Source organism: Limosilactobacillus ingluviei DSM 15946, from assembly GCF_001435775.1.
GTDB classification, from domain to species: Bacteria; Bacillota; Bacilli; order Lactobacillales; family Lactobacillaceae; genus Limosilactobacillus; species Limosilactobacillus ingluviei.
In genome coordinates this window covers 38,213-53,665 of the sequence record NZ_AZFK01000052.1, presented here as the reverse complement: position 1 = coordinate 53,665, position 15,453 = coordinate 38,213, and the positions used below count along the sequence as shown (strand labels likewise).

The window sequence follows — 15,453 nt, the reverse complement described above, 5'->3', positions numbered from 1 at the left end:
CTAGCTGCCTAATCATTTACATAATTCAACTTTCCACTTGACAGGGTCCAGTTCACCCAAGCGGGGATGGTGATCTTTTTTATCCGAGCGCTGACAAACTACTTGCTACTGCTAGTGGTGTTGGTCGTTGCCCCCGTCGTCAAGTAGTCATCTAAAATGTTGGTCAAATCCTTATCCTTAATCGAAACGTTCCCCTTCTTTAAGACCTTGGAGATCACTTTCTTCATAAAGGTAGAATCATTCATATTAGTTTCCACGATCTGCGTCTTTAAGTCGTTGATGTGGTTGGCCATCTTTCCCTTAGCCGGGTGCTTGATCATGTAGATGACCTGGTAGCCATTTTCAGTTTTGACTGGTTCGGTCGTGTATTCACCCGTCTTCAAGGCAAAGGCCGCCTTCATGTAGTCACTGTCAACCGAAGCACTGGTGTTGTCAAAGGCGGCCACCACCCCACCGGAATTCTTGGTGGACGTATCCGTGGAGTACTTCTTGGCTAACTTCTTAAAGTACTTCAGCTTATCACCGTCATGACTATTCAACTTGTCAATCACGTCTTGGGCCGTTTCCTTAGAGCTGACCAAAATTTGGGCCGTTTGCACCTTTGGCTCGTACTTCTCCCATTGGGCCTTTAACTTCTTATTGGTAAAGGTCGACTGATCCCGCACCGCGGCTTCTAACAGCAGTTGGGAGCGAATTTGTTGCTTAAAGCTCTTGGTCGTCAACCCCTGTTGGGCCAAAACCGTGGAGAAAGACGAACCATATTGGCTCTTGTAAGAGTTGTATTCTTTATTAACGGCGGCATCGGAAACCTTCTTGCCATATTGCTTCTGCAAGACCTTATCCAAGATCATTTGTTGCAAGACAGCCTTCCCCTGCGAAGTTTCCTTCATGCTGCTGTAGTATTCACTTTCGGTAATCTTGCCCCCGCTGGTCGTTGCGACGGCCTTGTTGCCACACGCCGCCAATGGCAGCATTAATGCTACCCCCGCGACTAAGGCCAATAACTTCTTCTTTTTCAAACTCCTTCACATCCTTTTAAAAACTTACCAGTCTAATATACCACATTCCGCCCGCCTCCCCCGGGCAAAAGCGAATTTTTAGGCTTTCTTTGAAAGTCATTCACGATTCGGCCACAGCTATTCCTGGGGCCGGTAGAACTGTCGCCGGTCCATGGCAAATAAGCGGTCGGTAAATTCCCCAGGGGTCGTCTTTGCCAATGCGGTATCCATCATTAACAGGCTGGCATCCAACTCATCCAACTGGTGCAAGACTTCGGCTTCGCGAACCTGCGGGCGAACGGGGGAACCGTATTCCAGCAAGCCGTGGTGACTTAAAATCAGATGTCGCAACAGCACCACGGCTTCACTGTTGGGATCAAGGTGCTGGGCTTGGCAGGTCGCCACAATTTCCCCGTCGAGCAAGGAAATGTGCCCCACCAACTGCCCGGCTAAGGTATACTGCGTTGCAACCGCCCCCGAGAGTTCGAGCGTCTTTCCCAGGTCGTGCAAAATTGCTCCCGCATACAGTAATTCCCGGTTCAGGGCCGGATAAAGATCACAAACGGCCTCAGCTAAACGCAAAATCGACAGGGTATGGTAGGCCAACCCGCCCGCAAAAGCGTGGTGGTTGGTCTTGGCAGCCGGGCTGGTGAAAAACTTTTCCCCGTGCTGGGCTACCAACGCGACCACAATTTGGTGCCAGGTCGGTTCCTGAATGGCCGTAAAGAAGGGGCGCAGGGCATCTTTCATGTCGGCCACACTTTCCGGTGCTTGGGGCACAAAGTCTTCCGGGCGCTTTTCTGGGGCTAGCGCCAGGGCTTGAATCTCAACTTGCGGCCGCCCTTGGTACGAACTGCGCTTCCCAGTTAACTCCACCACCACTCCTGGTTGGAAAGCCGCCACCTGTTCGGCCGTGGCGTCCCACAAGTTACCACTTAACTCCCCACTTTGGTCGCTAAAGGTCAGGGCCAGGTACTGACTGTTGGTTTTGGTAGTCTTCGCTTGTGCATCCTTAATCAGACACGCTAACTGAAGGTTTTCCCCATCTTGATAATCGTTTAATCCCATTTTACCTATCCCTTCCATATAAAAATCAGCTGTGTTGCCGTCAAGCAGGCCTCCGACAACTGGATCCCAGACAAAAGAAAGCCGCGGAAAAAACGGATTTTTTCCCGGCTTCGCTAAGTTAGTTTTGCTTTTGTGGCATGATGTCTTGGTAGATATCTTGAATTGGCTTGGTGATGACCTTGTTCAATTCTTGCATCATGTTGTCAACCCGCCGTTCTACTTCCATCAAAGCAATCACGGATTGCTTTTGGCCGACTTCCTTGGCCAAATCTTGGACGGCCTTGATTTCGTCTTCACTCAGTTCTTGACCGGCCATTTGCTTTTGTTGGGCTTGCATTTGGCTTTGTTGGAACTTCTTAAACAGTTCAAAGGCGTCGCTATCAGCCTTTAGCTTGTCAAAGGCCGCTTGTAAGTCTTGGTATTCTTGGGTTTCACGCATTTGGCGTTCCAATTCGTTTGCTGTATCGTAAATATTTACAACCATTTTTGTTCCTCCATCTGAACCTGACGGTAATAAATTCCGCCCGATTACTCGTTTTCGCTGTTACCCTTTAACGGCAACAATTAACTTTATTGTAACGCACCGGTTAACGGAAAAGCGACCGGACATTATCCCAGGCTTGACTCAACCCTTGCTTGACCTGGTCAGCCAATTCACCAGCTTGTTGCCAGAGATTTTTACTTGGCGACTTGGTTCCACTCGTCGCCCGGGTCTGGGCATCTTTGACCGTAAAGGTGGTCCCGGCCGTATGTGGCAAGAGGCTGGCCATTTCCGTCCGGTACAGACTGGCTAGGTCTCGTTCTTCCACATCCGACAATTGCTGCGTAACGGTCGTATCGTCATAACCTTCCCACGTCGCGACCACAACGTCGGGCGTATAGCCCACAATCCACTTATCACGGTCACTGTCATTCTCCTTGAGCCCGGAATTGGTCGTCCCGGTCTTGCCGGCTAAGGTATAACCGCTAGGCTTAGCGTTTTGTGCCGTCCCCAGCTTAAAGACGTCCAGCATCATACTGGTCATTTCATCAGCTTGGGCGCGCTTGATGATCCGCTTGGTCGTCAATTTATCTTTGCGCTTGACCTCATGGCCGGTCGAGTCAACCACCTTGGTAATCAAATGGGTCGTCGGTAACTGCCCGCCCGAGGCAAAAACGGCGTACGCCCGCGCCAACTGCAAAGGTGAGACCCCCTTGGTCAAGCCCCCGAGGGCCAAGGCCAGGTTTTGGTCACTCTTTTCCACGGGTAAGCCAAAGGCCTGGGCCATCTTGTAGCCCGTTGTGACCCCAATCTTATTCAGCAGCCACACCGCCGGCGCATTGAGACTTTCGTACAGGGCTTTATACATTGGGACCTTGCCGCTGTATTGATCATCATAATTCTTTGGCGTGTACTTCTTCTTGCCCGTCCCGTACGTTGTCTTTTCATCTTGGAGGGTCGAATCGTAAAAGTAGCCGTGCTGCAAAGCCGGGAGGTAGACCGCAATTGGTTTGATCGTTGAACCTGGCTGGCGGCGCATCTGCGTCACCCGGTTGTAACCCCGGAAAACGTGTTGGCCCCGACCCCCAAACATCGCCAAAACCCCACCAGTCTTAGGGTCGATGGCCACGGATGCGGCTTGAACCATGCTGCCATCAGCCAAATCGGCCGGAAAATTATCATCGTCATCAAAGACTTGCTGCATCGCTCGTTGTTGCCCCTGGTCCAAGGTCGTATAAATTTTGTAGCCATTGTTCATGACCTCTTTTTCGTCTAAGCCATACTTGCTGATCGCCTCGGCAATTACGGCATCAAAAAAGGAGGGGTACTTATAGGTATTCGGGGCCCGGTAGCCGTTTTTAACCACCAGGGGGGTCTGCTGGTAGGCCGTGGCTTGCCGCTGGGACAATTTGCCATTTTCCACCATCAAGTCCAACACCAAATTGCGCCGTTGCTTAGTAGCCGTGGGGTGATCGATTGGATCATAAATTCCCGGCGCCGTCAGCATCCCCGCCAACGTCGCGGCCTGTGGCACGGTTAAATCGCCCGCGTCAGTGGCAAAGTAGCGCTGGGCGGCATCCTGAATCCCCCACACGCCATGCCCAAAGTAGGCGTTGTTCAGGTACATCGTCAGAATTTCCGCCTTGCTGTATTGATTTTCGACTTCAATCGCAATAAAGATTTCCTTGGCCTTGCGGGAAAAGGTTTGTTCCTGACTGAGGAAGGCGTTTTTCACCAGTTGCTGGGTCAAGGTGCTTCCCCCACCGGAAATGTAGTTGCGGCCCATGACCTTGTTTTTAACCAACAAGAAGGCCGCTCGCCCCAAGCCCTTAACGGAAAACCCGTGTTCGCGGTAAAAATTGCGATCTTCCGTGGAAAGCACCGCATCAACGACGTGGGGTGAGACCTGCTTTAACTTAACGTAAGTCCCCTTTTGCGAATACAAACTCCCCGCCGAGTCACCATGGCGATCATAAACCATCGTCGGGTGTTCCAACCGGGCTTGTAAACTCTTGACGTTGGCGGTCTTGGCCACCACCGTCAGATAAATGCTGACTGCTAAAAACAGGGTCAGCCCAATCACAATCAGCCACCGGGTCAACTGGAACCGGTGCCAAAAAGCACGAAAGTTTGCCCGCCCCGTCTGCCAAGCGGCCCGGGCCCAGTTGCCAACCCGGGACTGCCAATCTTTCAACTTCATCAGATTATTCATCAACTTCCTTTCTGCTCTGTCTCTGCCAAATTTTAGCATAATTATTGGGCAAAAGAAAAAGAGCAACCGCCCTTTCTAACGCTTTCTTAGCAATTAGCCAGCTGGCTGCTCCCTTTTAATTTCAAGCTTACATTTCGTCAGGTGCCTTCACCCCTAAGATGGCCAAAGCAGACTTCAGCACGTAGGAGACGGCTTGAACCAAGGCCAAACGTTCCAGTTTTTGGTCGTCGTCCACCAGGATCCGGGTGTGCGCGTAGTATTGGTTAAAGTCCTTGGCCAGGGCCAGCGCGTACTTCCCAATCAGGGATGGGTCGTAGTTAGCCGCCGCCCGCTCAACCGTTTCGCCGTATTGACTCAGGCGCTTGACAATTGGCCATGCCTTTTCATCATGTAAGGCTAATTCAACCCCATCAAAGGATGGCTTACCAGCCTTGCGCAGGATCGATTCGGCCCGCGCGTGGGCATATTGGACGTACGGCCCGGTTTCCCCTTCAAACTTCACCACGTCTTCCAGGCGGAAGTCGACCCGGTTACGCCGGTCGTTCTTCAAATCATGGAAAATTACGGCGCCGACCCCAACTTGTTCGGCTACTTCATCGGCATTTGCCAGGGTTGGGTTCTTTTCGGCAATTTGTTGGCGGGCCATCTTGATCGAATCGTTCAAGACGTCTTCTAATTGCACCACGTTCCCCTTCCGGGTCGACATCTTCTTCCCGTTCAAGCTCATCAACCCGAACTTGATGTAGTGAATTTGCTTGGCCCATTCAAAGCCCATTTCCGTCAGGACCGCCTTTAATTGGCCAAAGTAGTATTCTTGTTCCGCCCCCACGACGTACAGGGATTTAGCAAACCCGTACATCCGCTTCCGGAAAAGGGCCGTCGTCAAGTCCCGCGTCATGTACAGGGTTGATCCATCCGACTTGAGCACCATCGCAGGGTTCAAGTCGTACTTGGATAAGTCGACAATCCCGGCCCCCCGACTTTCTTGCAACAGGTGCTTGTCCTTTAAGAGTTGGATGATTTCATCCATCTTGTCGTTGTAGAAGGCTTCCCCGTTGTAAGAGTCAAAGTCCACGTCCAACAGCTTGTAAATCTTCATGAACCGCTTCAATGATTCCTTCCGGAACCAAACCCACAGCCGGTACGCTTCTTCGTCGCCATCTTCCAGCTTCTTAAACCATTCCCGGCCCATGTCAGCGTATTCGGGGTGTTCATCGGCTTCCGTGTTGATCTTAACGTAGTAGCGTTGCAAGGTGTTGATTGGGTCAGCCTTGACTTCTTCTTCGTTCCCCCACATCTTGTAGGCGGCCATCAGCTTCCCGAATTGGGTCCCCCAGTCCCCTAAGTGGTTGACTTTTACGGGGTGGTAACCCGTCTTGGTCATCAAGTTGGCGATCGCATTCCCAATCACAGTTGAACGCAGGTGGCCCATCCCCATTGGCTTAGCAATGTTTGGTGAAGACATGTCAATCGTCACGTTCCCGCCGTGACCGAGATCCGATGAACCATAGTTTGCTGGGTCCGCCAAGATTTCCATCAAGACATTGCCGCCGACCTTGGCCTTGTCCAAGAAGAAGTTAATGTAAGGACCTGCCACTTCAACCTTTTCAAAACCGCTTGGGTCGACCTTAGCCACCAATTCTTGGGCAATCAGTTGGGGCGCCTTGTGCAAGGTCTTGGCTAAAAAGAAGGTTGGGAAAGCGTAGTCCCCATTTTTGTTGTCCTTGGGCCGTTCAATTTTTTCGGCCAAGGTCGCTTGGTCTAAGTCTGGCAAGGCTGCCGCTAAGGCCGCCACTACTTGTTGTTTTTCGTCCATAATTTCCCTCCTGAGCTAATAAAAAAGTCTCTAACCAACAACTGTTGATTAGAGACGAGATTTCCCGTGGTACCACTCTACTTGAATTTCCATTCCACTCATTAATGTTGAATATTCAATTCTCCTTTAACCCCGCTTCAGAAGGGCTCCCCCTCCGGCTTGCACCATCCCGGATTCGCTAAGTGGCAACTGCCTTCTTACTGTGGTTAAAAGTTAACTGTTATAACATATGCGAAATGTTATAAAAAAGAACACCGTCAACACGATGTTCAACAAGCGGGTAACGAGAATCGAACTCGCGACTTAACCTTGGGAAGGTTATGTTTTACCACTGAACTATACCCGCAATAACTAGGTGAATCAATCACCTTTTATATCTTACCATAAATCCGTTATTTGTCACCCTTTTTTTCGGATTTTTTCGTGGTCCGCTTCTTACGGGCTGGCTTTGCCGCTTTTTCGCCCTTTTCCTTTTCTTCCTTGGCGGCTAATTCCTTGTCTTCGGCCGTCCGTTCAACCGCCTTGACCATTTTGGCTTCATCCTTGCGAATAACCGCCCGACCGTTCAATTCGTTGACACTGGTCTTATCGGAAGGATCAAACTGCTTGATCGCAATCATGATGGAATTTTCGTAAACCTTTTCCACGATCCCGCCAAAATCGTGTTCTAAGGGACCAAACTTACCAGCTTTGACTTCATCGCCAATTTTATAAAACGTCATTCAGTTCACCTCATTATTTCGCCATTAATTGCAATAAGGACTAGTTTACACACTTTTGGCAATTTTTCAAGTCCCCCGCTTCGACCATGCTAAAATAGAAGTAAACTGCAAAATAAAAAAAGCAACGCGCCCTCGGCTCGTTGCTTACCACTTTGGGAGAAAAAATATGATTATCTTAACCGTGAACTGGTTGCTCGTTTTCGCAATTTTTTGGACCTACCACCGCGGTCTGCACGCCCCGGCAGAAAAGCAGCTGTCCTTTTTTGGCGGTTGGACCCGGCTCTTATTAGCCAGCCTCTTGAGCGTGCGGATTGGGATTTTGATCGTAACTTGGCCCTACCGGCTGCTTTGGCACAGCTGGCAAGTCGCCCTCCTCTTTGCCATTTTAATCATCATCGAACTCAGCTTTCGCCGCAAACGCCTGACCTTTGGCAGTCCCCGCTTAGCGCGGTGGTCGCAAGTTAGCGTCGGCTTACTGTTGCTCGCCATGCCCTGGTAGGGTCCAGTAACTTTGCTTAATCGTATCCAGGAGTTTGACCAACTGGCGGGTGGCTTTCACATCGTGGACCCGCAGCACCCGGCCCCCCGCTAAGTACATGGCCGCTTCGGCAATCAAGGTGACGCCTAAGCGTTCATCCTTCGGCAGGTTAAACAAACGTTGGCCGAAGCCCTTACGCGAAATTGCCACCATAATCGGCCGGTGGAATTGATTTAAGGCTGCCACGTTGTTCATCATGGCAAAGTCTTGGTAGCCATCCGCCACTTTGGCATAGCCGATCCCCTGATCCAAACAGATCCGCTCGGCTGCAATCCCCGCTGCCTGCAGGGCTTGGAGGTTGGCGCGGAAGAAATCCACCATTCCCGCCGTTAAGTTGTGGTACTCATGTCCCCGGCTGGAGTGCATGGTTACCAACCCGACGTGGTGATACTGGCTGAGCAAGTGGCGCTTGGCGGCCGTCTCAAAACCATTAACGTCATTAATAATGTCAACGCCGGCCGCTAAGGCCCGCTCCATGACCGGCAGTTTATAGGTATCTACGGCTACGGCCACCTGCGGGTAACGGGCCTTGATCAACTTAATTGCCGGTTCAATTCGCCGCCACTCCTCGTCCGGCTCGACTTCCACAAAGCCCCCCGGCTTAGTGGTTTGGCCCCCCGGCTCAATTATGTCGGCGCCGGCCGCCACCATTTTTTCGATCTGGGCGATCATTGCATCAGTTTGCGCATACCGGCCCCCATCATAAAAGGAATCCGGGGTCACGTTTAAAATTCCGTAGACTAAGGGGGTCGTGGTCAGATCATAGCGAAAGGCCCCCGCTTGCCACCAGACGGCTTGTTCGGCTTGTAAGGCAGCTAAGTCAGCTTGCAAGGGCGCATCACTAGCAAAGCGTTCGCCCACCCGCTTGGCAAAGGTCGGCCAAGCACTTTGTGGCAAAACAAAGCCGAGGCCGGCTGGTAAATCCACCACTGCTAGATCAAAACCGGCCAATAAATCCCGGACCGCGGTTTGCGCCGGGGCCGGAAAAGTCCACTTCAAAGCTAAGGAACGGTGGGTCACTAATATGTCATTAAAAAGCGGGGCGAAGGCCGGCGCTTCCTTTGCTAAGTGCCAATTTTCAAGCTTCATCTTGCGTCATTCCTTTCACGAGGGCGGCCACCGCTTGACTGCGGTGATCATACTTTACAAATTCTGGCAGGGGTAAGGCTGCCAAGGGGCGGGTCAAGCCCGCCGGGATTAAGATCTGATCCAGCCCATGCCCCGTGGGCCACGGAGTTCGAGCGATTTGGCCGGTCAACTGGCCGTGGTAGAGCGCCATCAATTCACCGCCGCGAGCTAAGGCAATTACCGTTTGCATCGTAAACCCCCGGTCAGGATCGACCGCCCGCTCGATCAGCGCTTGGTTCACGGCCGGGGTGCCAAATTTAGCGTGCAGTTCGCGGGCCGTTTGTACCCCGAGTTCTCCTGGCCGGTGAGCTAATTCAATCCCGGAATCATCGGCAATCACCAGCGCATCCGGCAGAAGCTGACTGATAAACTGCGCTTTTTGCGTCGCATTGGCTGCATAACTGGTCGTTCCTTCCGGCGGAAAGGCCACCCGCCGACCTAAGACCGCTTGGTAACCCTGACCGGTCGCGCCAAAAAAGGCCAATTCCCGCGTTAATTCACTAATTTTAAAATCATTATTGGTTGCCAGAATAAAATTTAGTTGCGGCAAGTCGCTTTCCCTCCTTCACTACATAAAATGAACCCGTAATTACAATCACCGTCTTCGGCGTAGCCGCATCCAGAGCCGCCGTTAACGCCGTCGCCACCGAAGGCATCACCTGACCGGTGGGCAAGTAGTCCTTTAGCTTTTCTGCCGGGAGGGCCCGGGTCGGGTGGTTGGGTGTCACCAGGTAATAAGTCGCCCCGAGGGCTTGATACTGCTGGGCCAACGTGGCCACGGCTTTATCAGCCAAGAACCCCAGAATAAAGGTTGGTTGCGCTGCGGGGTAACGCTCTTGCAACGCCGCTAACAAATGACGCGTCCCGTCGGGATTGTGGGCCCCGTCTAAAATCACCGGTGGCTGGGCGTTGATTTGTTCAAAGCGGCCCGGCAAGCGGACCCGGCCCAAGGCTACTTGCAGTTCAGCCACGGACCAAGCTAGCGGCAACTGACGTAAGGCCGCCAAAGCGGTCACCAAGTTGAGCCGCTGAAACTGGCCGCTTAAGCCAAAGGGACTTTGCCAGCCTGGTTCAGCCCCCACTTGAATTGCCACCTGTCCGGCCGGCGCGGGGTGGACCTGAACTACGGTGGCACTGTCTATCAGGGGAACCTGCGCTTGCTTAGCCGCCTGGGCAATGACGGCCCGGGCCGCCGGGGCTTGCTCCGGCGCCAAGACAACCGCCCGCGTACCAGCCTTAATGATCCCCGCTTTGGCGTGGGCCACCGCCGTCAGCGTTGGACCCAAAATCCGGGTATGGTCTAAGGCCAGGTGGGTAATTACGGCTAAGGCCGGGGCACTGATCGCATTGGTGGCATCCAACCGGCCACCCAGGCCGACTTCAATCACCGCCCAATCAACTTGCTGACGGGCAAAGGTGACCAGGGCAATCAAGGTCCACCCTTCAAAAATGGTCAGCTTCCCCAAGGTCACGCCGGCCGGCAAATGGGCCTTGATTTGGGCCACCGCGGCCACCACCTGAGCGGGTGTGATTAATTGGTGGTTGATTTGGACCTGTTCACGTTCGTCCAAGAGGGCCGGACTAGCAAAGTGGCCGACCCGGAAGCCTTTGGCCAGTAAGGCTTCCGCGATGATTTGACCGGTCGAGCCCTTGCCATTGGTGCCCGCCACATGGACGATCTGAAACCGTTGGTCCGGATGCCCGAGGTTGGCCAAGATTTGGCGCAAAAGCGGCACCCGGTCGGCCTGATCCCCCTTCATGGCAGGCGCAAAGGCCGCCAGGGCCGCCTTATAGCTGGTCATGATGCGTCCGCACTTGTTGCAGGAATTCCTGCCGCAAGGCCTCCTGAGTGGCAAACTGCCCACTAAACTTGCTGGTGTAAGTAAACTGACCCGTCTTATGCACACCGCGCATTTCCATGCACATGTGGCGAGCCGCCACGCTCACGGCGACCCCGGCGGGCGCTAACAGCCGGTCCAATTCTGTCAATAATTCCGTCGTCACCCGTTCTTGCATCCCCGGCTTTTTGGTCACGTAGTCCACCAAACGCGGAATCTTACTTAAGCCAATTACCCGGTCGTTGGGGACGTAAGCTAAACTGATTACCCCAAAAAAGGGCAAGAGGTGGTGCTCACACATTGAGTAAAAGGGAATGTCTTGCACCAAAACCATTTCGGGGCGTTCTTCAACGTGAAAGGCCTTGTAATTGGCCACTTCTTCGGCTTGCTTACCTAATGAAGCAAAGACTTCACTGTACATGCGGGCAACGCGGGCGGGAGTTTCTTGCAGCCCTTCGCGCGTGGGATCTTCCCCAACGGCCAGCAAGATTTCCCGCACCGCCGCTTCAATTCGTGCTAAATCCATCCTTGAACTTCCTCTTTTCCAATAATTTCCGTTAACCAATTGTGATCAGGCGTCTGGGCCAACAATGCCGCCACCTGTTGGCGTTGATCCCCGGCCGGCAGGACCGTCAATAAGGGGACCAACACAAACCGGCGGTTGGCCATTTCCGGGTGCGGCACCTTAAGCGTCGCCGTCTTAAACTGCCGGTTCCCGTAATAGATAATATCCAGGTCAATTGTCCGCGGCCCCCAGTGCACTAAACGCCGCCGGTGCAAAGATTGCTCAATGACGTGCAAGTAGTGCAACAAGTCGCTGGCCGTCAGGCGGGTTTCCAGTTGGACGGCCAAGTTATAAAAACTGCGTTGGACCACCCTGCCCACCGGCTCCGTTTCATACACCGGGGATACGGCCACCACCTTAATTTCCGGTCGGAGCGTTAACAAGTGCACCGCGAGCCGTAAATTAGCGGCCCGATCACCGATGTTGCTACCGATACTGAGCGATACTGGGGTCATCATCGTTGCCGTTCGACCTCAATTTCGACATTGTCAAAAATCCCGGCAATCGGTACCGCGTACTTGCGGACCTTAAGGTGAACGCTAGTCAACGCCGGGTAAGCGGCCAAAATTTCATCCAGTAAGCGGTTGGCCACCGTTTCAATCAGATCAAAGGAATTGGTCGTCACAAACTGACGGATGGTTTCGTAAACGTCGGCATAACTGACCGTTTCGCTTAAGTCGTCATGACGGACCTTTTGTTCAATCGGGTAGCCCAGCTTCGCGTCGATTTCTAACCGCTGGCCGAGCTTTTTTTCTTCGCCAAACACCCCGTTATAGGTATGAAAGGCCATATTATTCAAATTAATGTATCCCATCACTTCTCATCTCTCTTTTTCTTAATGTAACAACAATGGTACCACCAAGGCGCCGGTCGCGAGCAAATTATTCAGGGCGTGGATGGCAATCGTATACTCTAAGTGGCCGGTCCGTTGGTAGACATAGGCCAAGACCCCACCCAACATGAAGTAAATCAAAAAGCTGATCGGATTGGTACTGGCGTGCTCAGCCGAAAAGACCAACCCCGACACTAAAATGGGCCCAATCAACTGAAAGCGGCTGAAAAACAGATCAATTAAAATGCCGCGGAAGATCACCTCTTCAGCGACGGGACTCAATAGGATCGCCCCGATACTCATCGCCACAATCACCAACGGGTCATGCCCCATCAACTCGGCAATCGCTTGGTTATTCGCCGTTTCCGTTTGGTGGTACCACAAGCGATTAAAATAGCTTAAGGCCAGCTGGCAACACAACAGCACCAGCCACCCACCAAAGATCCAATCGCGGGCCTGGCGCCAGGATAAGGCGCGCTTTAAACCAAAGCCGGTCCGCTGGTAGACGGCCAGGGCCAGGGCAATAATGGCAATAAAAACGCCAAAATACCCGGCCAACCAGCCCCAGCGGGCCCCCTGGCTCCCGGCCTGGCGCACGGCAAATAAAAACAGGGGTGGCACTTGAATCACCAAGGCCAGGCCCACCATCACCAGCACCCGTTGCCACAGGGGTTGCTGCGTTAAATCGATTCTTGTTCGCATTACTGATCCTCACTTACTTTGGCCGTACTCTGCCGTTCCACTAAGTGAACCGGCATCTTGACCAATTGTTGTTCTAATGATTGCTCCTTGGCCGTCATCCGGTTAAAGAGCAGGGTTGCCGCTTGTTGGCCCAACTGATTGATCGGTTGGTGAACCGTCGTTAATTGGGGAGTCACGTATTCGGCTAAATCAATATCATCAAAGCCCACCACCGACAAGTCCGCTGGCACCCGCACCCCGCGTTCTTGCAGGCCCCGGTACAGGCCAATCGCCAATTCGTCGTTGGCACAAAAGACCGCCGTGGGCTGGTGGGCCAAAACCGCCGCGGTTTGTTCATAGCCGCCCCGCTTACTCAAGGTCGTCTTGACGATGGCTTCCTCATCAAAAGCAATCCCCGCCGCGGCCAGTCCCGCCTTAAAACCTGCCAACCGGTTTTGGACGTTTTCCGTTGGCGCCGTCGGCATGTACATCACGATCCGCCGGTGCCCTAATTGGGCCAAGTGGGCCGCGGCTAACTGCCCACCCGCGTAGTCATCGACCGAAACCCGGTCTTCGTGGTCATGAGTTTGGTTTTGGTCAAACAGGAGATAGGGAATCGCGTTGGGCTTTAAAATCTCGTCAATCGTTTCGGCCGTAATCGACGACGAGGCGATGATCAGTCCGTCGACCGATCGTTCGACCAACCGACTCAGGTAGTAGCGTTCCAACTCCACTTCATGGCTGGCACTAAAGACCAGCGGCATGTATTCCTTTTGACGGCACACTTCTTGAATCCCCCGGACAAAGGACGAGAAGAAGGGATTGCCGATATTCGGCACCAAGACCCCCACCGTTTTGGACGAATGCAAAATTAAATTGCGGGCGTTGAAATCCGGAACGTAATTCAACTGCTTTTTGAGCGCGTGAACCCGGTCTTGCGTCGCCTGGCTAAACCGGGCCCCCTTGCCGTTCAAAATTTGTGAGACGGTCGTTACTGACACCCCGGCCGCCTTGGCCAAATCCTTAATCGTCACTTTTTTTGCCATAATTCTCCTCCAAAGGCCCGCGCAACCGGGCCCCTCTTAAGCCATTGGGGCGCTGATATTTTAGCGCCCCGCACTTGACCGCTAGTTTGGTAAACATTTTACCTTATTTTCAGTAAGGACGCTAGACCGAGGTGGCAAAGATCCCGCGCAGAATTGCTGCCGTCGTCGCCCCCTGGCTGCCCCGCAACCGTAAATAATCAATTTGGGCCAAGAGAATTTCGTATTCCCACAAGGACGACAGGTCATGTTCATTATAGTAGTGGAGGGTAAGTTTGATTGTCCCCAACTGGTGAATGATCCCTTCAAAGTCATCCCGCCCCTTGTACTTGGCCGTCCCGATGACCACCGGCAGGTGATGGTCGACGGCATCGTGCAACAGGGTCAACAACAAAGGTTTGTGCTGATAATCTTGGGTGGCTACATACGCTTCCAGTCCCCAGATGTCAAAGTAACCGTGGGCTTGGGCGACCTGGCTCTTGTAAGCGACCGTCGTCAAATAGTCGGTCTGGGCCCGCACCTGGCGAATACTTGTTAAGCGAATCGCGGTTAAACCGTTGATCTTCGCGTCCCAATCCAGGGTCAACAACAAGGTAAACGACTGGTCGGTCGCCAAGACAAAGCCGACGTTAAAGGTGTCATCATCCGCAAAATTATAAACCTCTACCAGGGTCCCATTTTGCTGGCTGAGCAAGAGGGCTTCCTTAATTTCTGTTGGGCTCATTTCATTTTCCTCCGCTGTTAATTTTTTATGCTGGGGTTGGTCCCTTCTGCTACGGTCGTTTGCCGCTTTTTCGCCCCGAATTCCAGTACCCAGCGCTTTTGTCTGCGCGCGGTTTGTAGTAAGATAGTGATCGTTGCGAAAAAAAGATAAAGAGGGGCAATTATGGTGATTATTACAGCTGGTATGATCGGTGTGGGCAAGACGACCCTCACCGGCAAAATTGCAGAACACTTGAATACCCAGGCATTTTTTGAACCGGTGGGCGAAAACCCAGTGCTTCCATTGTACTATAAGAACCCAAAGCAGTACGGTTTCCTTTTACAAATCTACTTTTTAAACAAGCGGTTTTCAATGATCAAGCAGGCCCTGTCCGATGATAACAACGTGTTGGACCGCTCAATTTATGAAGACGCCCTGTTTACCAAGGAAAACAACGCCGAAGGCAATATCTCCGATACCGAACTGGCCGTTTACTTGCAGCTGCTCGACAATATGATGCAAGATTTAAACCACCTGCCAAAAAAGGCACCGGATTTGATGGTCTACTCGGAAACGACCTTTGAAACGATCCTCTACCGGATCAAAAAACGGGGGCGGGATTACGAACAGATCGATCACAACCCCGAATTAAAGGACTACTACTACAAGATGTGGTCGGCCTACAAGGATTGGTACCGGGAATACGATGCCAGCCCGAAAATGAAAATTGACTTGGATCGCTACAACCTCGATGACCCCAAGAACGTCGAAATCGTCTTAGGCATGATTGACGAACGCCTAGCGACAATCCGTTAAATGAGCAAAAAA

Annotated in this window: 17 protein-coding genes and 1 tRNA gene; 2 read left to right on the top strand and 16 right to left on the bottom strand. The window is 52.5% G+C overall.

The features are described from left to right. Positions 1-98 precede the first annotated feature (98 nt). The 7 genes from FC43_RS06935 to FC43_RS06905 form a co-directional block, all read right to left on the bottom strand. Positions 99-1,019: a peptidylprolyl isomerase gene (locus FC43_RS06935; protein ID WP_056955155.1), complete on the bottom strand. Its 921-nt coding sequence runs from the start codon at positions 1,017-1,019 to the stop codon at positions 99-101. Positions 1,020-1,136: 117 nt separating this feature from the next. Then, a complete protein-coding gene (locus FC43_RS06930; RefSeq protein ID WP_056955153.1) occupies positions 1,137-2,066 on the bottom strand; it encodes a 3'-5' exoribonuclease YhaM family protein in 930 nt (309 codons plus the stop codon). Between the two features lie 118 nt (positions 2,067-2,184). Beyond that, positions 2,185-2,550, bottom strand: coding sequence for a YlbF family regulator (locus FC43_RS06925; RefSeq protein WP_056955151.1), 366 nt, complete (start codon positions 2,548-2,550; stop codon positions 2,185-2,187). A 103-nt stretch (positions 2,551-2,653) separates the two neighbouring features. Then, positions 2,654-4,759, bottom strand: a complete 2,106-nt coding sequence (locus FC43_RS06920; protein ID WP_156648326.1) for a PBP1A family penicillin-binding protein — start codon at positions 4,757-4,759, stop codon at positions 2,654-2,656. Between the two features lie 127 nt (positions 4,760-4,886). Next, a complete protein-coding gene (argS, locus tag FC43_RS06915; RefSeq protein WP_056955148.1) occupies positions 4,887-6,575 on the bottom strand; it encodes an arginine--tRNA ligase in 1,689 nt (562 codons plus the stop codon). 275 nt (positions 6,576-6,850) lie between these two features. Beyond that, positions 6,851-6,921 (bottom strand) — tRNA-Gly (locus FC43_RS06910). A gap of 46 nt (positions 6,922-6,967) precedes the next feature. After that, entirely contained in the window at positions 6,968-7,297 is a 330-nt protein-coding gene (locus tag FC43_RS06905) for a hypothetical protein (protein ID WP_056955145.1), read from the bottom strand. Between the two features lie 166 nt (positions 7,298-7,463). Here FC43_RS06905 and FC43_RS06900 point away from each other — a divergent pair, with 166 nt between their 5' ends. After that, positions 7,464-7,796, top strand: coding sequence for a hypothetical protein (locus FC43_RS06900; protein ID WP_056955143.1), 333 nt, complete (start codon positions 7,464-7,466; stop codon positions 7,794-7,796). Here FC43_RS06900 and folP read toward each other — a convergent pair. The 9 genes from folP to FC43_RS06855 all read right to left on the bottom strand — a co-directional run bounded on the left by folP (position 7,770) and on the right by FC43_RS06855 (position 14,646). Further along, positions 7,770-8,924 carry a dihydropteroate synthase gene (folP, locus tag FC43_RS06895; protein ID WP_056955142.1) on the bottom strand — a complete coding sequence of 385 codons (1,155 nt, stop codon included), beginning with the start codon at positions 8,922-8,924 and terminating at the stop codon, positions 7,770-7,772. The two genes, FC43_RS06900 and folP, sit on opposite strands and share 27 nt — an antisense overlap. Further along, the gene (locus FC43_RS06890; RefSeq protein ID WP_019205731.1) at positions 8,914-9,513 is read right to left on the bottom strand and encodes a non-canonical purine NTP pyrophosphatase; all 600 of its coding nucleotides are present in this window, start codon (positions 9,511-9,513) and stop codon (positions 8,914-8,916) included. Before FC43_RS06890 ends, folP begins: the two co-directional genes overlap by 11 nt. Beyond that, positions 9,479-10,765 (bottom strand): bifunctional folylpolyglutamate synthase/dihydrofolate synthase, encoded by a 1,287-nt coding sequence (locus tag FC43_RS06885; RefSeq protein WP_056955140.1) that lies wholly within the window; start codon positions 10,763-10,765, stop codon positions 9,479-9,481. Before FC43_RS06885 ends, FC43_RS06890 begins: the two co-directional genes overlap by 35 nt. After that, on the bottom strand, positions 10,752-11,327 hold the full coding sequence (gene folE, locus FC43_RS06880) for a GTP cyclohydrolase I FolE (protein WP_056955137.1): 576 nt from the start codon (positions 11,325-11,327) through the stop codon (positions 10,752-10,754). The genes FC43_RS06885 and folE overlap by 14 nt, the downstream gene beginning before the upstream one ends. After that, positions 11,318-11,821, bottom strand: a complete 504-nt coding sequence (gene folK / locus FC43_RS06875) for a 2-amino-4-hydroxy-6-hydroxymethyldihydropteridine diphosphokinase (protein WP_056955161.1) — start codon at positions 11,819-11,821, stop codon at positions 11,318-11,320. Before folK ends, folE begins: the two co-directional genes overlap by 10 nt. Beyond that, the gene (folB, locus tag FC43_RS06870; RefSeq protein ID WP_082611479.1) at positions 11,821-12,180 is read right to left on the bottom strand and encodes a dihydroneopterin aldolase; all 360 of its coding nucleotides are present in this window, start codon (positions 12,178-12,180) and stop codon (positions 11,821-11,823) included. The genes folK and folB overlap by 1 nt, the downstream gene beginning before the upstream one ends. 21 nt (positions 12,181-12,201) lie before the next feature. Next, on the bottom strand, positions 12,202-12,900 hold the full coding sequence (locus FC43_RS06865; protein ID WP_056955135.1) for a CPBP family intramembrane glutamic endopeptidase: 699 nt from the start codon (positions 12,898-12,900) through the stop codon (positions 12,202-12,204). Continuing rightward, entirely contained in the window at positions 12,900-13,928 is a 1,029-nt protein-coding gene (rbsR, locus tag FC43_RS06860) for a ribose utilization transcriptional repressor RbsR (RefSeq protein WP_338086420.1), read from the bottom strand. Before rbsR ends, FC43_RS06865 begins: the two co-directional genes overlap by 1 nt. Before the next feature lie 118 nt (positions 13,929-14,046). Then, positions 14,047-14,646, bottom strand: a complete 600-nt coding sequence (locus tag FC43_RS06855; RefSeq protein WP_019205738.1) for a hypothetical protein — start codon at positions 14,644-14,646, stop codon at positions 14,047-14,049. A gap of 162 nt (positions 14,647-14,808) precedes the next feature. On the opposite strand from FC43_RS06855, the gene FC43_RS06850 reads away from it, so the two are divergent. Then, positions 14,809-15,441, top strand: coding sequence for a deoxynucleoside kinase (locus tag FC43_RS06850; RefSeq protein ID WP_056955130.1), 633 nt, complete (start codon positions 14,809-14,811; stop codon positions 15,439-15,441). Positions 15,442-15,453: the final 12 nt, after the last annotated feature.